The 17,923-nt window shown below is 72.6% G+C and carries 19 protein-coding genes; 10 read left to right on the top strand and 9 right to left on the bottom strand.

What is annotated here, in order from left to right; all coding sequences use genetic code 11:
* Positions 1–8: 8 nt before the first annotated feature.
* Positions 9–878 carry a PhzF family phenazine biosynthesis protein gene (locus tag IW249_RS12810; protein ID WP_196920930.1) on the bottom strand — a complete coding sequence of 290 codons (870 nt, stop codon included), beginning with the start codon at positions 876–878 and terminating at the stop codon, positions 9–11.
* 33 nt (positions 879–911) lie between these two features.
* Between IW249_RS12810 and IW249_RS12805 the strand changes: the two genes are divergently transcribed.
* From IW249_RS12805 to IW249_RS12795, 3 genes are all read left to right on the top strand, one after another.
* On the top strand, positions 912–2,198 hold the full coding sequence (locus tag IW249_RS12805) for a magnesium transporter MgtE N-terminal domain-containing protein (protein ID WP_196920929.1): 1,287 nt from the start codon (positions 912–914) through the stop codon (positions 2,196–2,198).
* On the top strand, positions 2,191–2,841 hold the full coding sequence (locus IW249_RS12800) for a DUF1003 domain-containing protein (RefSeq protein ID WP_196920928.1): 651 nt from the start codon (positions 2,191–2,193) through the stop codon (positions 2,839–2,841). Before IW249_RS12805 ends, IW249_RS12800 begins: the two co-directional genes overlap by 8 nt.
* Before the next feature lie 77 nt (positions 2,842–2,918).
* Positions 2,919–4,070 (top strand): Mrp/NBP35 family ATP-binding protein, encoded by a 1,152-nt coding sequence (locus tag IW249_RS12795; RefSeq protein WP_196920927.1) that lies wholly within the window; start codon positions 2,919–2,921, stop codon positions 4,068–4,070.
* Positions 4,071–4,296: 226 nt separating this feature from the next.
* Here the strand turns inward: IW249_RS12795 and IW249_RS12790 are convergent, their stop codons facing one another.
* A complete protein-coding gene (locus IW249_RS12790) occupies positions 4,297–4,719 on the bottom strand; it encodes a twin-arginine translocase TatA/TatE family subunit (RefSeq protein WP_196920926.1) in 423 nt (140 codons plus the stop codon).
* A gap of 76 nt (positions 4,720–4,795) precedes the next feature.
* Positions 4,796–6,265, bottom strand: a complete 1,470-nt coding sequence (locus IW249_RS12785) for a S1C family serine protease (protein WP_372433037.1) — start codon at positions 6,263–6,265, stop codon at positions 4,796–4,798.
* A gap of 318 nt (positions 6,266–6,583) precedes the next feature.
* Between IW249_RS12785 and IW249_RS12780 the strand changes: the two genes are divergently transcribed.
* Complete coding sequence (locus IW249_RS12780) at positions 6,584–7,135, top strand: O-methyltransferase (protein ID WP_231393425.1); 552 nt, start codon at positions 6,584–6,586, stop codon at positions 7,133–7,135.
* Positions 7,136–7,322: 187 nt separating this feature from the next.
* Here IW249_RS12780 and IW249_RS12775 read toward each other — a convergent pair whose 3' ends face one another.
* Complete coding sequence (locus IW249_RS12775) at positions 7,323–8,798, bottom strand: leucyl aminopeptidase family protein (RefSeq protein WP_196924763.1); 1,476 nt, start codon at positions 8,796–8,798, stop codon at positions 7,323–7,325.
* A 147-nt stretch (positions 8,799–8,945) separates the two neighbouring features.
* Positions 8,946–9,113, bottom strand: coding sequence for a DUF3117 domain-containing protein (locus IW249_RS12770; protein WP_007455245.1), 168 nt, complete (start codon positions 9,111–9,113; stop codon positions 8,946–8,948).
* Positions 9,114–9,303: 190 nt separating this feature from the next.
* Between IW249_RS12770 and IW249_RS12765 the strand changes: the two genes are divergently transcribed.
* Genes IW249_RS12765 through IW249_RS12750 form a run of 4 tightly spaced genes read left to right on the top strand, consistent with a single transcriptional unit; the run spans position 9,304 to position 13,532 of the window.
* Positions 9,304–10,122, top strand: a complete 819-nt coding sequence (locus tag IW249_RS12765; protein WP_196920924.1) for a PaaX family transcriptional regulator — start codon at positions 9,304–9,306, stop codon at positions 10,120–10,122.
* Positions 10,123–10,126: 4 nt separating this feature from the next.
* Positions 10,127–10,918, top strand: coding sequence for an enoyl-CoA hydratase-related protein (locus IW249_RS12760; protein ID WP_196920923.1), 792 nt, complete (start codon positions 10,127–10,129; stop codon positions 10,916–10,918).
* 59 nt (positions 10,919–10,977) lie between these two features.
* The gene (locus IW249_RS12755; protein WP_196920922.1) at positions 10,978–12,276 is read left to right on the top strand and encodes a DUF1800 domain-containing protein; all 1,299 of its coding nucleotides are present in this window, start codon (positions 10,978–10,980) and stop codon (positions 12,274–12,276) included.
* Positions 12,277–12,290: 14 nt separating this feature from the next.
* A complete protein-coding gene (locus IW249_RS12750; protein ID WP_196920921.1) occupies positions 12,291–13,532 on the top strand; it encodes a DUF1501 domain-containing protein in 1,242 nt (413 codons plus the stop codon).
* On the opposite strand, the gene IW249_RS12745 is transcribed toward IW249_RS12750, so the two are convergent.
* Positions 13,529–14,152 carry a hypothetical protein gene (locus IW249_RS12745; RefSeq protein WP_196920920.1) on the bottom strand — a complete coding sequence of 208 codons (624 nt, stop codon included), beginning with the start codon at positions 14,150–14,152 and terminating at the stop codon, positions 13,529–13,531. The two genes, IW249_RS12750 and IW249_RS12745, sit on opposite strands and share 4 nt — an antisense overlap.
* 13 nt (positions 14,153–14,165) lie before the next feature.
* Positions 14,166–14,747, bottom strand: coding sequence for a DNA-3-methyladenine glycosylase I (locus tag IW249_RS12740; RefSeq protein WP_196920919.1), 582 nt, complete (start codon positions 14,745–14,747; stop codon positions 14,166–14,168).
* 113 nt (positions 14,748–14,860) lie between these two features.
* On the opposite strand from IW249_RS12740, the gene IW249_RS12735 reads away from it, so the two are divergent.
* Positions 14,861–15,781, top strand: a complete 921-nt coding sequence (locus IW249_RS12735) for a sterol desaturase family protein (RefSeq protein WP_307788580.1) — start codon at positions 14,861–14,863, stop codon at positions 15,779–15,781.
* On the opposite strand, the gene IW249_RS12730 is transcribed toward IW249_RS12735, so the two are convergent.
* Both IW249_RS12730 and IW249_RS12725 read right to left on the bottom strand, forming a co-directional pair.
* Positions 15,726–16,223, bottom strand: coding sequence for an SRPBCC family protein (locus IW249_RS12730; protein ID WP_196920918.1), 498 nt, complete (start codon positions 16,221–16,223; stop codon positions 15,726–15,728). The two genes, IW249_RS12735 and IW249_RS12730, sit on opposite strands and share 56 nt — an antisense overlap.
* On the bottom strand, positions 16,220–16,867 hold the full coding sequence (locus IW249_RS12725) for a DivIVA domain-containing protein (RefSeq protein ID WP_196920917.1): 648 nt from the start codon (positions 16,865–16,867) through the stop codon (positions 16,220–16,222). Before IW249_RS12725 ends, IW249_RS12730 begins: the two co-directional genes overlap by 4 nt.
* 155 nt (positions 16,868–17,022) lie before the next feature.
* Here IW249_RS12725 and folP point away from each other — a divergent pair, with 155 nt between their 5' ends.
* Positions 17,023–17,892: a dihydropteroate synthase gene (gene folP, locus IW249_RS12720; RefSeq protein WP_196920916.1), complete on the top strand. Its 870-nt coding sequence runs from the start codon at positions 17,023–17,025 to the stop codon at positions 17,890–17,892.
* The last annotated feature ends 31 nt before the right edge of the window (positions 17,893–17,923 follow it).

Raw genomic sequence — 17,923 nt, 5'->3', positions numbered from 1 at the left:
GCCTCCGCTCAGCCCACGAACGGCGGCACGGCGATCTCACCCCGGGCCACCGGCATCACCTGACCGGCGACAGTCGCGCCGACCGCCACACCGTCCGCCGCGGTGACAGTGCAGGCCAACGCGGACGGACGGTTCATCTCCACGCCCTGACGGACCGCGTACTCCGACCGCCCCTCGCCGGGCAGCAGACCACTCGCCACCAGCCACACACCGAGGCCGAGCGCCGCCGAACCGGTCGCCGGGTCCTCCGGGACACCGATCCCCGGCACGAAGACCCGGGCGTGCGCGGTTTGCGCGGCAGCGTCCCAGGAGAAGACGCTGACGTGCGACACCCCGTACCGCTGCGCCGCCGCCGGGTCCACCCGGGCGCGGGCCACCGACTCCGGCCGCACCGGCAGGTACGGGAACTCCAGCCCACAGCCGGCGACCCGTGGGGCGGGCCCGATGTGGTCGTCGGCGACCAGCCCGGCGATCTCCAACAACGGCTCCGGGTCCAGCTCCGGCCCGAGGGTCGGTGCGCCACCGGTCAGCGTCGCCCCGGACGCGGTCACCTCGATCGGCAGCACACCGGCCCGGCACTCCTGGGTGACCTGCCCCACACCGAACATCCCCCGCCGGCACGCGGTGACCGCCGCGCCGACGCTGGGGTGCCCGGCGAACGGCAACTCCTCCACCGGAGTGAAGATCCTGGCCCGGTAGGTGCTGCCCACCTGGGTGGGCGGCAGCACGAACACCGTCTCGGACAGGTTGAACTCCAGCGCGAGCGCCTGCATCTGCTCGGTGGCCAGCGCCTCCGCGCCGAACACCACGGCCAGTGGGTTGCCGGCGAAGGGGCGATCGGTGAAGACGTCCACGATCTCGTAGGCCAAGGTCGACATGTTGATAAACACTAGGCGCTTAGGCTGGTGCCCGTGAGTACGCCGACCCGGGTCTACATCGCCCGCCTCGCCGGAGTCGCCGTCTTCGACCCGAACGGCGATCAGGTGGGCCGGGTTCGTGACGCCGTGGCCCGGCTCCGAGCGACGAAGCGCCCACCCGAGGTCGTGGGACTCGTCGCCGAGATGCCGATGCGTCGCCGGATCTTCCTGTCCATCAACCGGATCACCTCCATCGACGCGGACGCCGTAGTACTCGGCTCCGGCACCCTCAACCTGCGCCGGTTCGAGAAGCGCCCGAACGAGCTGCTGGTGCTCCAGGAACTGCTCGACCGGCGGGTGCAACTCGACCCGGGTGGCCAGCCCGGTGCGGTCGTTGACGTCGCGATGGAGTGCACCCGGGGTGGCGAGTGGTCGCTGACCCGTGTCGCCGTACGTGAGCAGACCGGTCGGCTCAGCCGCCGCGGTCACCTGCACCAGGTCGAGTGGGACCGGGTGCGCGGGCTCAGCGGCATCGCCGACAACCGGGGTACGGCGAACCTGCTCGCCGTCCTGGAGGACATGCGCCCCGCCGACCTGGCCAACGCGCTGCAGGATCTGCCCGACGCGCGGCGCAACGAGGTGGCGGCCGCCCTTGACGACGAGCGGCTTGCCGACGTGCTCAGTGAACTGCCGGAGCACGACCAGGTGGAGATCCTCGCCGCCCTCGACCGGGAGCGGGCCGCCGACGTCCTGGAGGAGATGGACCCGGACGACGCCGCGGACCTGCTCAACGAGCTGCCCCCACCCGAGCAGGACGTGCTGCTGGACCTGATGGAGCCGGACGAGGCCGACCCGGTACGTCAGCTGCTGAAGTACACCCCCGGCACGGCGGGCAGTGTGATGACCTCGGAGCCCGTCATCCTGCCGCCGGACGCCACAGTCGCCGAGGCGCTGGCCCGGATCCGGGAGCCACAGCTCTCCCCCGCCGTCGCCGCGCAGGTCTTCGTGACCCGGGCACCGCAGAACACGCCGACCGGCCGCTACCTGGGCATGGTGCACTTCCAGGCGCTGCTGCGCGAACCCCCGGCCGACCTGCTGGGCAAGGTGGTGGTCAACGACATCGACCCGCTGCGCCCCACCACGCCGCTGCCGGAGATCACCCGCCGGATGGCCACGTACGACCTGGTCGCCATGCCGGTGATCGACCGGAACAACCGGCTGGTCGGCGCCGTGACGGTGGACGACGTGCTGGACCACTCGCTGCCCCGGGACTGGCGGGACCGCGACGCCCTGGCCGCCTCGGGCACCACCGACACCACGCTGGACGGCGCGGATGGCTGACCAGCGGCGGACGGAGCGTCTCGACCAGCCACGCGAGCCCCGGGGCGTGAAGCTGCCCCGGTTCGACGCGGAGGCGTTCGGTCGGTGGTCCGAGGGCATCGCCCGGGGCATGGGCACCGCGAACTTCATCGTCGTCATGACCGTGGTCATCACGATCTGGTTCGTCTGGAACACGTTGGCCCCGGCGGACCTGCGCTTCGACCCGTACACCTTCACGTTCCTGACCCTGGTGTTGTCGTTGCAGGCCAGCTACGCGGCCCCGCTGATCCTGCTGGCTCAGAACCGGCAGGCCGACCGGGACCGGGTGGCCCTGGAGGAGGACCGGCGGCGAGCCACCGCGCAGAAGGCGGACACCGAGTACCTGGCCCGGGAGATCGCGGCCCTGCGGATCGCGCTTGGTGAGGTCGCCACCCGCGACTTCCTCCGCTCCGAGCTGGCCCGGCTGGCCGAGGAACTGGACGAGGTGGGGCAACGCCGGCAACGGCTGGAACGCCGCCAGCAGGAGAAGGACAGCCGGCAGGAGCGTCGTGGCCAGCGGCCGACCGACGGTGTCGGCCTGGAAGAGCCCCGCGACGACCTGGACGGCGACTTCACCCGGGAGGCCCGGCCGGACGGCACCGGCCCACGCCGGTCGGAGGGCTGACCCGACGGGTCATCGATTGGCTCACACCGCCCCGGGCAGCGGCGGCAGCGGATGCCCCGCGACGTAGCATTGCGGGCATGTCAGCACCCGTGAGCACCGTCGAGGACGCGATCCAGGCCGCCCTGGCCACCGTCAACGACCCGGAGATCCGCCGGCCCATCACCGAGCTGGGCATGGTCCGTTCCGCCACGATCGGTGCCAGCGGTGTCGTCCGCGTCGAGCTGCTGCTCACCGTCGCCGGCTGCCCGCTGAAGGACAAGCTGCGGACGGACATCACCACAGCCCTCGCCGCGGTGCCCGGTGTCGCCGGCGTGGAGATCGACTTTGGGGTGATGACCCCCGAGCAGCGGCAGTCGTTGCAGTCGCAGCTGCGCGGCGGTGGCGGCGCCACCGAGGAGCCGGTCATCCCGTTCGCCCAGCCCGGCTCGCGCACCCGCGTGTACGCGGTGGCCAGCGGCAAGGGCGGCGTCGGCAAGTCCAGCGTCACTGTCAACCTGGCGGCGGCGCTCGCCGCCCGTGGGCTCTCCGTCGGGGTGGTCGACGCGGACATCTACGGCCACTCGGTGCCCCGGATGCTCGGCGCGGACGGCCGACCCACCCGGGTCGAAGACATGATCATGCCGCCGCAGTCGCACGGCGTGAAGGTGATCTCCATCGGCATGTTCACGTCCGGCAACGCAGCGGTCGTGTGGCGCGGCCCGATGCTGCACCGGGCCCTGCAGCAGTTCCTGGCCGACGTCTACTGGGGCGACCTGGACGTGCTCCTGCTCGACCTGCCGCCGGGCACTGGTGACGTGGCCATCTCGCTGGCCCAACTGCTGCCCAACTCGGAGATCCTGATCGTCACCACCCCGCAGACCGCCGCCGCCGAGGTGGCGGAACGGGCCGGCGCGATCGCCCTGCAGACCCACCAGCGGGTCGTCGGCGTGATCGAGAACATGTCCTGGCTGGAACTGCCGGACGGCTCCCGGATGGAGATCTTCGGCTCCGGGGGCGGCACTGCCGTCGCCGAGTCGCTGAGCCGGACCATCGGCGCGCAGGTGCCGTTGCTCGGCCAGATCCCCCTGGACACCCGGGTCCGCGAGGCCGGCGACGCCGGCAACCCGGTCGTGCTGGCCGAGCCGGAGTCCCCGGCCGCGCAGGCACTCGGCGCGATCGCCGACCGGCTCGCCCTGCGCCGCGAGTCACTGCTCGGCAAGCCCCTCGGCCTCAAGCCCGCCGGTCGCTGACCACCCCGAGCACCGTCAGCCCGTCGGCCGCTGTTCGGCCGGCGGGCTGAGTCGTGTCGGTGGGTGGTCCAGCCAGGCCGCCGGCCGGCGTAGCCGGCATGGTCAACTCGGGTTTCAGGAAGTCGGCCGCTCAAACGGCGTGGGATACCGCGACTTCCGGGAACCCGAGTTGATCAGAGCAGGCGCCGGGCCCCGGCGGGCACGAGCCGGTCGGGGTACCGCTCGGTCAGGTGGCGTCGTCGTAGCTGGCCCGAGGGGCCGGGGCCGAGGGAGTACTGGTGGCCGTGCCGGACCGGGCCTCGTTCGACCGCAGGTCGGCGGCGTTGGCCACGTCCTTCAGGTCGTTGTGCACGCCGCTGACGTCCGCGCGCAGGTTGTCGTAGACGCCCTGCAACGGCTTGCGGATCGCCGCCTCGTCCTCCTCGCTGAGGAGGTGCTTGCGGATGAACGCCTTCGGGTGCAGGTCTTCCAGCTGGATGTCGGTGCCCAACTCGCGGCTCAGGTCGCCGGTGGCGTTGCGGGCCATGTTGCGCAGGTTGCGCACCAACCGCAGGCCGTCGGTGATCACGGCGGGGAGCCGGTCGCCGAAGATCAGCAGCGCCAGGAGCAGCAGCGCACCGATCTCCCACCAGTTCAGGTTGTCGAGCATCCCGCGGGCCTCCTCTCGGCGTCAGCAGCAAGACTACGCACGCCGAGCGCCTTTCGGGCAAGGGGTGCGCCGCTGTTCACTTCGCGTCCGCCGCGAGAGTTACCGAGGTGTTCTGCCGGGCGGAGCCCCGCCGATACTCGACGGTCACGACCGAGCCCGGCGCGAACTTGCGGACCAACGCGGTCAGGTCCGTCGGCTCGGTCATCGGCCGTCCATTGATCTTGAGGATCACGTCGCCGACCTTCAACCCGGCACCGTCCGCCGGGCCGGACGGCTCCACCTCGGCCAGCCGCAGGCCACCGCCGGCAACCCCGGTCGGGCCGTCCGCCCGGGCGCCGATCACCGTACGTCGGGCCTTGCCGGTGCCGATGATGTCCTGGGTCACCCGCTTGGCCTGGTTGATCGGGATGGCGAAGGCGAGCCCGATGTTGCCCGCCTCCTGCCCCTCGGCGACAAGTGACTTGATTGTGGAGTTCACCCCGACCACGCGGCCGGCGCCGTCGACCAGTGGGCCGCCGGAGTTGCCGTGGTTGACCGCGGCGTCGGTCTGGATGGCGGCGTAGTAGCGCACCGGGCCACCCGGCTCGCCGGCCTGCATGGTTCGGTCCAGAGCGCTCACGATGCCGGCAGTGACCGTGTTGGCCAGCGACAACGGCGAGCCGATGGCGAGCACTGGGTCGCCGACCGCCAGCGCGTCGGAGTCGCCGAACTCCACCGGTCGCAGCCCCGGACGACTCACCTTGATCACCGCGATGTCGGACTCCGGATCCTGGCCGACGATGGTCGCGGGCGCGGTGCTGCCGTCGTTGAAGACCACCGAGGCCTTCCCGCTGCCGCCGGCGACCACGTGGTCGTTGGTGATCACATGGCCGTCGGCGGTGGCGATGAACCCGGAGCCCTCACTGGTCCCGCCGAGGCTGCTCACCCGTACGGTGACCACGCTGGGCAGGACCCGCTCGGCGACCCCGGCCAGCGACTCCGGTTTGCGCTGCGCCAGCGCCGGCACCTCGGCGGGCGCACCACCGAGGACCGTCGCACCAGCGCCGCCGCGTACCGCGAACGCGTAGCCCAGCGCACCGCCGAGGGTGCCGGCCAGCAGCGCGGTGATCACGGGGATGAGCAACAGGTGGCGCAGTGTGGGCCGGCCCGGCGCGTCGGGGTCGGTGACCGGCTCGGGCTCGGTGCCGGGGGCCACCACCCCGGGCACCATCACGGCGGTCGGTGCCGCCGGGTCGCGCCAGGGGTCGGAGAGTGCGTCCGACCACCAGGGCGACGCGTCGGCCGGGTTGGACCCGCCGGCCGCCGGTGTCGGCCAGCCCGCTGTCGGCCCGCCGGCAGACCCCGGCCAGCCCGCTGTCGGTCCGCCGGCAGACCCCGGCCAGCCCGGTGGCGGTCCGCTGCCTGGCGAGGCGAGGGGCGTGCGGTCAGCCCCCGGCATGGTCGGCGGCCCCACCGACGGGGCTCCTGCCCCGGGCGGTCGCGCCGGAGCCGGAGTCTCACCGCCCCGGCGCCAGTCCCAGCCGTCGGTCACGTCGGTGCCTCCCAGTCCCGTCCCCGGATCCCGCGCCGCATCGCCCGGCCACGGGCCGGTCTGGTCGCGGCTGACGGGATACCGCCTCCAGGATTGCACGGATGGACGCGGTGCAGTCAGCGGTTGCCCCGGCGATCGCTTCCGGCGGAGGCGCGGCTGCGCCCCACGACGGTCGCCTCTACGCTCACAGTGCCAACCCGCCCCCGCACCACGCACCGCCCCCGGAGGTGCCCCATCGCCACGGTCGCCGGTTCCGGCAGTTCGACGACGCAGGCCCAGCATTTCGCCGAGTCGTACGTCACCGAGGATCTCGTTCTTCGTACCGCCCGCAGCCTGGCCCGGGAAGTGGGCCTCGACGCGGTCACCCCCGGCGCGGGGGCGGCGCTGCGGCTGCTGGCCGCCGCCGGCAACGCCCGTGCGGTGGTGGAGATCGGCACCGGCACCGGGGTGAGCGGCGTCTGGTTGCTGCGCGGCATGCGCGCCGACGGCGTGCTCACCACCATCGACGTGGAAGTGGAGCACCAACGGATCGCCCGGCGGATCTTCGCCGAGGCGGGCTTCGCGGCCGGGCGGACCCGGATCATCACCGGTCGGGCGCTCGACGTGCTGCCCCGGCTCGCCGACGGTGCGTACGACCTGGTGTTCGTGGACGCGGAGGCGACCGGCTTCCACGCCTGTGTGGAGGCGGCGCTGCGGCTGCTGCGACCGGGGGGCGTGCTGGCGCTCAACGGCGTGCTGGCCAGCGACCGGATCGGCGACCCGTCCGCCCGGGACGCGGAGACGGTGACGGTTCGCGAGACGATCAAGGCGGTCCGGGAGTCGGAGCACTGGATCCCCGCGCTGCTTCCGGTCGGGCACGGGCTGCTCGCCGCGGTGAAGTGCTGACCCGGGCCCAGGACGGGACGCCCTAGGGCCTGTTTCATAAGAACTGGCCGGCCTGCGGCGGGCCCGGACGACGACCGGCGGCGTTGCGGTTTCGGCCGGATACAACACCGGTATCCGGCCGAAACCGCGCCTTGCCGGATCGCCGCCCGGACTCCGCCTCGGCTCGACCGCCCTTATGAAACAGGCCCTAGTTGACGTCGGCGAGCCAGCGCAGCAACGACCGGACGCCCCAGCCGGTGGCGCCGCGGCTGACCTCGGCCTGGTCGCCGTCGGCCCAGGACGGGGCGGACATGTCCAGGTGCAGCCAGCGGTCCCGTAGTTCGCCGGTGAACTCGCGCAGGTAGAGCGCGGCCAGCACCGAGCCGGCACCCTGCGTTGGTGCGCTGTAGAGGTCCGCGATCTCGCTGCCGAGGTATTCGACGTAGTCGGTGTGCAGCGGCATCCGCCACGCCGACTCGCCGGCCGCCTCGGCCGCGGCCAGGACACCGGCGGCCAGGTCGTCGTTCTCGCTGTACAGGGCGGCGGTGCGCTTGCCCAGCGCCACCGAGTTCGCGCCGGTGAGCGTGGCCAGGTCGATCAGCAGGTCCGGCTTGAGCTGCTGCACCGCGTACGCCAGCGCGTCGGCGAGGACCAGCCGACCCTCGGCGTCGGAGTTGGTCGTCTCGCTGGTCGTGCCGCCGTAGTGCCGGATGACGTCGCCGGGGCGGAACGCCGAGCCGCTGACCATGTTCTCGGCCAGCGGGGCCAACGTGGTGATCCGGACCGGCAGCCGCAGCGCGGCGGCGCCCACTGTGGCGGCGACGACAGCGGCTGCGCCGGCCATGTCCTTGCGCATCAGCTTCATCGACGCCACCGGCTTGATCGAGATGCCGCCGGTGTCGAAGGTGATGCCCTTGCCGATCAGCACCACGTGGGTGCTCGCGTCGGCGGGGTGCCAGTCCAGTTCGACGAGCCGGGGTCCGCTGGCGGAGCCACCACCCACGGCGAGGATGCCGCCGAAGCCCTCGCTGGTGAGCTCGGCCGGGCCACGGACCCGCAGCCGCAGGTCCGGAAGATCGGCTGCGGCGGAGGCCACCTGGTCGGCGAACCACTGCGGGGTCTTCACCGAGGACGGGGTGTTGGTCAGGTCCCGGGCGAGATGGGTCATCGCGGCAGTGGTCCGGGCCGTGGCGACGGTGTCCGCGTACCCGCTCGGATCGGCGAGCAGCAGGTCGACGCTGGTGAGCGCCGGTCGGTCGCCGGCCTCGGTGAGGCGGAAGCGGTAGGGGGCGAGCAGCAGCCCCTCGGTCAACCCGCGGACCGCGGCCGAGGTCACGTCGACCGGCAGAGCGATGGTGATATGAGTCTCAGCTGCGGCGGAGCGCGCCAGGGCCGCACCGGCCGTCCGCCAGGCCGCCTCGTCGCCGTCGCCGATGCCGAGCAGCAGCAGCCGGCCGGGGGTACGCGCGGGGCGCAGCTGGGTGTGGATCTCGCCGGCTCGGCCGGTCAGTCGGGCCGCTGATGCCAGCGCGGCCGCCTCGTCGGCAGTGCCGTCCGGGGCCGCCACGGCGGTCGACACAGGCTCGGCGGAGGCGTCACCTTCCGCTGTCGAATCGGCGGGGCGGACGGGCAGGACGAGGGCGTCGAGCCGGTCGGGCTCGGCGATCAGGCGGATGGCGAGCACGCGGAACCGTACCTCCAGGAAAGTGTCGCGGACCGGCAGCGAACCCACCTGCCCGCAGCGTTGAAGACCCTGAGCCACCGGCGATCCCGGTGGCTCAGGGTCCGAAGAACGTTCCGGGCGGCGTGAGCCGCCCGGAGCACTCCTTACTCAGCCGGCCGCTGCCTTCAGTGCGTCACCGAGCGCGTTGGCCTCGTCGGGAGTCATCTCGACGACGAGCCGGCCACCGCCCTCCAGCGGGACCCGCATGACGATGCCCCGCCCCTCCTTGGTGACTTCCAGCGGACCGTCGCCCGTCCGCGGCTTCATCGCCGCCATGTTGTCTCCCCTCAGACCTACACCAGGGTCGGTGGGTTGCCCCACAGCCACTTCGTCACGACCACCCGCAACGGTCACGGGGGTGTCGACCAACGATTTTCCCTGATGAACACCGCCGGACCCAAACCGGAGCAGCATTGATGTAACAGCATCTAGCTTATCTTGAGAAGGCCTGTCACAATGTGCGGTCATGCAGGCACGGTCGGCACTCTTCGACCTGTACGGCGACCACCTCCGTCCGAGGGGTGGCCGGGCACCGGTTGCTGCCCTGGTCAAGCTACTGGCGCCGCTGGGAATCGCACCGCCGGCAGTTCGCACCGCCGTCTCCCGGATGGTGCGTCAGGGCTGGCTCGAACCCCTCCGGTTGGCCTCCGGGCCGGGATATTCGATCACACCGAAAGCGGCCCGGCGACTCGACGAGGCAGCGGCCCGGATCTACCGGACCGGCCGGGTCACCTGGGACGGTCGGTTCGATCTGCTGGTGTTGGAGGCCCCGGGCTCCCGGCGGGACCGCCAGCGGCTCGCCGCCAACCTGAGCTTCCTCGGCTACGGGACGCTCGACGAGCAGACCTGGGTCGCCACCCGCCCCGCCGAGGACGTCGACCTGCTCCTCGCCGAGACCGGCATCCGGTTCGAGCGGTTCACCGCCTCACACTCCTCCGGCACCCCCGGCGCGATGGGCGTGGTCCGACGGGCCTGGAACCTGGCCGAAATCGGCCGCGCCTACGAGCGGTTCGTCGCGGACCAGCGCCCACTGCTCGCCGCGGTCACCGTTCGCAGCAGCGACGAAGAGGCGTACGCGACGCGGTTCCGCCTCGTGCACGCGTGGCGTACGTTCCTCTTCCAGGATCCGCAGCTGCCCCCGGCGCTGCTGCCCGAGCGGTGGCCCGGCACCGCCGCCGCCAGTTTCTTCGACCGGCACGCGGCCCGCCTGCGTCCGGCCGCCGACCGGTACGTCGAACAGTGCCTCGACGCCGGCAACCGCATCGTCCGACAGAAGGGTCGTTAGACACGTGACCGAGCCGCTGCTGGTCGACCGGACCGATGCCGTCGTCACCCTCACGCTGAACCGGCCGAACGCGATGAACGCGCTCGACGTGGCGCTCAAGGAGGCGCTGCGGGACGCCCTGGCGGAGCTGGAGACCGACAGGTCCTGCCGCGCCGTCGTCCTGGCCGGGGCCGGCGGGTCGTTCAGCGCCGGTCAGGACCTGCGCGAGCACGTGGCCACCCTGGAGAACTCCGCGAGTGACCCGTTGGGCACCGTGCGGGCGCACTACAACCCGATCGCCGCCCGGCTCGCCAACCTGCCCAAGCCGGTGATCGCCGCGGTCCGGGGAATGGCCGCCGGGGCTGGCGCGTCGCTGGCGTTCCTGGCCGACATCCGCATCGGCGGTCCGACCACCAGCTTCCTGATGGCGTTCGCCAAGGTCGGCCTCGCCGCCGACACCGGCGCCTCCTGGACGTTGCCCCGACTGGTCGGCCACGCCAAGGCGGTGGAGCTGCTGATGCTGGCCGAGCCGGTCCGCGCCGAGGAGGCCTGCCGGTTGGGCCTGCTCAACCGGTTGACGGACGACGACGAGCAGGTGCTGCCCGTCGCCCAGGAGCTGGCCGCCCGCCTCGCCGCCGGTCCGACAGTCGCGTACGGGGCCATCAAGCGGCAGCTCTCCATCGCCGACGCCGGCACCCTCGCCGACGCCCTCGCCGCCGAGGCGCAGGCCCAGTCGATCTGCGGTGCCACCACCGACCACCGGGCGGCCACCCTCGCCTTCGTCGGCAAGCAGAAACCGGTCTTCGAGGGACGCTGAACGCGATCCGGACGCCGCCCTTACCGTCCTCGAACACGGGCCGCCTAGCGTCGGCCGGTATGAGCGATCGTGAATCGGTGGCGCACCTGCTGCGCCGGGCCACCTTCGGGCCGACCGCCGACGAGGTGGACGCGGCCGAGCGGGCCGGGCCGGCGGCGACACTGGATCGGCTGCTCACCCCGCCCGCGACGGACCGGGGTGCGGCGGCCACGCCGATCCCGACGCTGCCCCCCGACCCGTACGCTGGGCTGACCAAGGACTCCACCCGCGAGCAACGGCAGCAGGCCAACGCGGAGCGTCGTAGGCAACTCCAGCAGGTCACCGAGTGGTGGCTGGACCGGATGGTGGCCGCCGAGGACGGGCTGACCGAGAAGTTGCTCTTCTTCTGGCACGGGCACTGGGCCACCAGCGCCCAGAAGGTCAAGTCGGCGCGGCTGATGGTGGGTCAGTTGGAGACGTTGCGCCGGCACGGTCGGGGGCCGCTGGGCCCGCTGGTCGCCGCGATGGTGCGCGACCCCGCCCTGATCGTCTGGCTGGACGGGCAGAAGAACACCCGCAAGGCGCCGAACGAGAATCTGGCCCGCGAGCTGATGGAGCTGTTCACCCTCGGCATCGGCGCGTACAGCGAGGCCGACGTGAAGGCCGGCGCGCGGGCACTGACCGGCTGGGTGGTCGACCGGCGTACCGGTGCGGCACGCTTCGAGGCCCGCCGGCACGACCCCGGCGAGAAGACCATCCTCGGGCGGAGCGGCCGGTTCGACGCCGAGGCGTACGCCGGTCTGCTGGCCGCCCAACCGGCGGCGGCGACGTTCGTGGCCGGGCGGCTCTGGTTCCGCTACGCCGGCACTGACGTCCCGGCACCCGACGGTCTGGCTGGCGCGGACACCATCGCGACAGTACGTGCGCTCTTCTCCGCACCGGCCTTCGCGCAGACCCGGGGCACGCTGGTGAAGCAGCCGGTGGAGTGGCTGGTCGGTGCACTACGGCAGCTCGGTATTCGACCGTCCACGCTGCCCGAGCAGCAACGCCGACAACTGCTGGCCGGTTTGAACGCACTGGACCAGGTGCCGCTGCGCCCGCCCAGCGTGGGCGGTTGGCCGGCCGGGGTGGCCTGGCTGACCACCTCGTCGTTGCAGGGCCGGCTGCGGACGGCCGGGGTGCTCGCCGCCGCCACGGCACCAGCGGTGCTGGCCCGGCTGACCGCCGCGCCCACCGCCGGCCGGCCGGACGCGCTGGCCCGGCTGCTGGTGGTCGACGGCTGGGGCGCGCGCACCCGCGCCGCCCTCGCCCCGCTGGCCGGTGAGCCCCGCAAACTGCTGGCCGCCGGCCTGGTCAGCCCCGAATACACAGTCAGCTGAGCGGAGGAGTCGACATGGACACAGTGACCCGACGCAGGTTCCTGCTGACCAGCGGGGTGGTCGGCGCTGGCGCGCTGGCCGCCGGTGCCGGCGCGTACAGCCTGCGGGACCTGCTGGACACCGCCGGGGACCGCGACCCGCAGTCCCACACGCTGGTGCTGGTGACCCTCTACGGCGGCAATGACGGGCTCAACACGGTCATTCCGTACGGCGACCCGGCCTACCGCGCGGCTCGCCCGGAGCTGGCGTACCCGGACGGGGAGGTGCGGCGGTTGGACGACGACTTCGGTCTCAACCCGGCGCTGGCCGGCCTGCACCAGCGCTGGTCCGGCGGTGGGCTGGCGATCGTGCGCGGAGTCGGCTACCCGAAGCCGGACCGCAGCCACTTCCGGTCGATGGACATCTGGCACACCGCGCAACCGGACCGGCCGGGCAACACCGGCTGGCTCGGACGGTGGCTGGACGGAACCGGTGGCGACCCCCGGCTGGCGGTCTCCTTCGAGCCGGCGCTGCCGCCGCTGCTGGCCGGGGAGCGGAGCGCCGGTGCGGCAGTGCCGGTGACCGACCGGAAGGCCGCCAAGGGGCTGCCCGCGGAGACGCTCACCGCGTTCGCCGCCGCCGAGGCGGGTGAGTCGGCGGCCCGGGGTCGCGCCGCAGCCTGCTTCGCCGACCTACGGTCGGTGGACGAGATGATCCGCCAGGTACGCGACTCCGCCGACCCGGACACGGCGGAGCCGGACGGCGAGCAGGCCTCCGCGACGGCCACCGGCGGGGCGCGCACCCCACTGGACGCGCAGCTCGACCTGGTCGCGCAGTGCGTCGAGGCGGGAGTGTCCACCCGGGTGTTCTCGGTGTCGCTGGGCGGCTTCGACACGCACGCCGACGAGAAGCAGTTGCAGGCCGTGCTGCTGGGTCAACTGGACCGGGCGCTGACCGGGTTCGCCGACCGGATGAGTCGCACCGAGGCGGGCCGGAAGGTGGTGGTGGCGGTCTACTCCGAGTTCGGCCGTCGGGTGCGGGCCAACGCCTCGGACGGCACCGACCACGGCACCGCCTCGGACGTGCTGCTGCTCGGCGCGGGCGTCCGCGGTGGCTGGCACGGCGCGCCGCCGAGCCTCACCGACCTCGACGACGGCGACCTGAAATACACGACCGACTTCCGGGACGTCTACGCCACTCTGTTGGAGCGGGTGCTGGGCACCGACCCGGGCCCGGTCCTCGCCGACTGGCGGGGCCGGGTGGACACACTCTTCTAGTCGTCCTCTTCCGGGTCCTGGTTGGCCTGCTCGCCCAGCACGAATGCCTGCATGGCCAACTCGTCACCGGCCGGCGAGACGAAGGCGGGCAGCTCACGCGGGCCCAACTCCTGCACGTAGGACCAGAACAGCCGAACCGCCTCGGCCGGCGTGCCGGCTTCGATCGGCAGGTCGAGGCTGACCAGCCAGGTGCGCCGCGCCGGGGGTGGGCCGAGCTGGTCGGCCAGCGCCCGGAAGGCAGCCGGCTCCAGTGCGGTGACCGGCCCGTCGAGCGCCAGCAGATCGGCCGGCACCGGCTCGTCGAAGGCCCGTCGGGTGTACGCGACGACCAGCGTCCCCGGCTCGGTCGGGGACTGCGGGTCGTCCGGGTCTTCCCGGTGGCGTCGACCCGGTGTGCTGACCCGGCCGAGCGCCACCAGCCGTGGCGGCGCGTCGACAAGCACTGCGACCTGGTCTCCCAGCCCCGGCCGGGCGACGTCGGTCAGCCCGGTCAGCTCCAGCGTGTCGTGGTGCACGAGCCGCTCGGCCTCGTACCGCTCGGCGGGCAGCAGCACCGCCCAGGCACCCACCCCGTCGGCGTTGCCGGCCGCACCGGCCCGGTGCGCGGTCTCGGTCGTCATGTCTGCCATCTCATCACGCCGCCGGTGGGACTGTGACATGACAGCCGACGATGTGATCGTCGACCATTCCGGTCGCCTGCATCAACGCGTACGCGGTGGTCGGGCCGACGAACCGGAAGCCGCGCTTCTTGAGTGCCTTGGCCATCGCCGTCGACTCGGGGGTGATCGGCGCCAGCTCGGCGAACGAAGCGGGGCGAGCGGGCCGGGGCTCCGGAGCGAAGGACCAGAGCAGCGCGGACAGGCCCTCGGGCAGCTCCAGTGCGGCACGGGCGTTGGCGATCGCCGCCTCGATCTTGGCCCGGTTGCGGACGATGCCGGCGTCGGCGAGCAGGCGGGTCACGTCGGCGTCGTCGTAGCGGGCGACGGTCGGGAGGTGGAACTCGTCGAAGGCCAGCCGGAACGCCGGACGCTTGCGCAGGATGGTCAGCCAGGACAACCCGGACTGGAACGCCTCCAACGTCATCCGCTCGTAGAGCGCGTCGTCGCCGCGCAGCGGCCGCCCCCACTCGGTGTCGTGGTAGATGGCGTAGTCGGGGGTGCTCGACCCCCAAGCGCAGCGAGCCAGTCCATCAGCGCCGATCACCAGGTCAGTCACCTCGTACACGCTAGGGCATCGGTCCGACGCCCCATTGCCACCGGCCGCCCGGCTGCCTATGGTGCTTGTTACCGACCGGTAGGTCGGGGTCACCCGACGGTGCGCCCCGACCGGTGACGGCGAGCGGAGGCCGCACGGTGAAGGAGTTCCCGGACGTCATCGCCTGGTCGATCCCGGCCTTCGTGCTGCTCATCGTGCTGGAGCGGGTCTCCTACCTGCTGCACCGCGACGACGACGAGGTCGGCTACGGCGGCGCCGACACCGCGACCAGCCTGGCGATGGGGCTGGGCAGCATCTTCGCCGACCTCCTCTGGAAGGTGCCGATCGCCGCCGCGTACGCGCTGCTCTACGCGCTCACCCCGCTGCGGGTCGCCGAGCTCTGGTGGACCTGGCCACTGATCCTGCTCGCGCAGGACTTCTGCTACTACTGGTCGCACCGCAGCCACCACGTGATCCGCATCCTCTGGGCCTCGCACGTGGTGCACCACTCGTCGCAGCGGTTCAACCTCTCCACAGCACTGCGCCAACCGTGGACCGGCCTGACCAGTTGGGTGTTCTACCTCCCGCTGATCCTGGCCGGCGTACACCCGGCAGTGGTCGCGTTCTGCGGCTCGGTCAACCTGCTCTACCAGTTCTGGATCCACACCGAGCGGATCGACAGGATGCCGCGCTGGTACGAGGCGGTGTTCAACACCCCGTCGCACCACCGCGTGCACCACGCGTCGCAGGGCAGCTACCTGGACCGCAACTTCGGCGGCATCCTGATCGTCTGGGACCGGCTCTTCAGGTCGTTCGCGCCGGAACGGGAACGCTGCGTGTACGGCCTGACCAAGAACGTGGGCAGCTACAACCCGGTGCGGGTGGCCTTCCACGAGTACGCCTCGATCGCCCGGGACCTGCGCGCCGCGGTGACCTGGCGGCACCGCGCCGGGCACCTCTTCCGCGCGCCGGGCTGGCAGCCGGCACCGGGTCAACCGGTCAGGGCAGCCGGCCCTGCTCGACCAGACGGGCGAACCTCTTCAGCGCCTGGGTGAGGCCGAGCTTGGAGCCGGGCCAGAGCACCGGCCACGCCAGTCGACCGGCCCGGCCGCCCGGCAGGTGGAACCACTCGTGCCAGACGACCTGGGTGCGGTCCCGGCCCAGCTGGGTGCAGCGCAGCACACCCGGGCCGCGCAGCAACTGACCGTGGTGCACCACGCCGATCTCGTACGGCTCGTCGACCCGGACCACCCGCATCTCGTCGCGCAGCGTCGCCCGGCCGAGCGCGGTCACCGCCTCGATCCGGCTGCCCTCACGCCCGTCACCCTCGACCACCCTGACGCGGGTGAACGGGATCCAGTCGGACTGACGTTCCCAGGCGAGCAACGCGGCGAAGACCCGCTCCGCCGGGGCGTCGACGATCACCGTGGCGGTCACCTCACCGGCACCGGGTCGGGCCGCCTCCCGAAGATCGTCAGCGCCCTCCGGTTCGGTCACGCCGGCTCCGACCGAACCACCGCGTCGCGCTGCTCGGTGCCGTCGGCGGGCGCGCCGGCGGTCTGCTCACGATCGGCCGACTCGTCGTCGGCGGGCCCGGCGGCCGGCGCCACACCGTCGGAATCCGCCGGAGACGAGGTGGCCGAGGGCAACGGGCCGGAAGTCGTCGAGCCGACCGGGGCCGAGCCCGCCTCGCCGGTCAGCGGCACGTCCCTGCCCGGCTCGACCGCCGTGCCCGGCTCTGCCGCCTCATCCGGGTCGGCCGCGTCCGCTGTCGTCACCTTGCTGGTCGACTGCTCGCGGGCCTGGCGCAGCACGTCCGCGTCGTCGGTGCGTCCCTCACGCAACGCGATGACCTCCGACTCCAGTACGCCGATCAGCTCGGACTTGTAACCGATGTCGTAGGCGGCACGGCGCAACGCCTGATCGACCTGGTCCATCCGGTACCCGCGCAACCCGGTGTCGAAACGGACCGCCGTCACGTCGGATTCGCGTAACGGGCGGGTGCCCGGCAACGCCACGGCCTGCGAATCCGGCTCGGCCGGCGCCAGGCCGGGATCACGGCCGCTGACCAGCACCGTCACGCCGAATACCACCGCCGCGACGGTCAACGCCACGACCAGGAGGAGCAGAAGCTGACCCATGCACTGATCGTGGCATGGCAGCCGTCCCGGAGCGACCCCGCCACCCGCCCCGATCACGATCGGCGCCGACGCCCGCCCGGAATTGCGGACGGGCGACCGACTAGCGTCGGGACCGGCCGACGCGGCGGCGCGGCGCGAACTTCCAGGAGGCGGGCATGGCCGGGGCGCTTCGGCTGGGTGGGCACACGTTCGCCCCGGGCGAGCTGGTGGTGATGGCGATCATCAACCGCACGCCGGACTCGTTCTTCGACCGCGGGGCCACCTACGCCGCCGACAGCGCTCTGCGCGCCGTGGAGCGGGCGGTGGACGAGGGCGCGGCAATCATCGACATCGGCGGCGTCAAGGCCGGCCCCGGTGCGGACGTGGACGTCACCGAGGAGATCCGGCGCACGGTGGACACCATCGCCGCCGTCCGGGCCGCGTTCCCGGAGGTGGTGATCTCCATCGACACCTGGCGTGCCGAGGTGGCGACGGAGGCCGTGGCGGCCGGTGCCGACCTGCTCAACGACACCTGGTCGGGCGCCGACCCGGCGTTGATCCAGGTGGCCGCGCAGACCGGCGCCGGCCTGGTCTGTTCGCACGCCGGCGGCCTGACGCCGCGGACCAGGCCACACCGGGCCGCCTTCACCGACGTGGTCGCCGACGTGGTGGCGACGGTGACCGGGCTCGCCGAGCGCGCGGTGGCGGCCGGGGTACGCCCCGACGGCATCCTCATCGACCCGGCTCACGACTTCGGCAAGAACACCCGGCACTCGCTGGAGATCACCCGCCGGTTGGACGAGCTGACCGCGACCGGCTGGCCGGTGCTGGTGGCGCTCTCCAACAAGGACTTCATCGGTGAGACGTTGGGCCTGCCGGTGGCCGAGCGGCTGGAGGGGACGCTCGCCGCGACGGCGGTCTCGGCCTGGTTGGGCGCCCGGGTCTTCCGGGCCCACCAGGTCGGCCCGACCCGACGGGTGCTGGACCTGGTGGCCTCGATCCGCGGCGACCGCCCGCCCACGGCGACCCGAAGGGGACTGGCCTGACCGGTCGTCGCCGTAACCGGCCGCGAACGGC

Origin of the sequence: Micromonospora vinacea, from assembly GCF_015751785.1 — a bacterium.
GTDB lineage: Bacteria > Actinomycetota > Actinomycetes > Mycobacteriales > Micromonosporaceae > Micromonospora > Micromonospora vinacea.
Note: the sequence above shows the minus strand (reverse complement) of the source record. Positions and strands in the feature narration are given on the sequence as shown.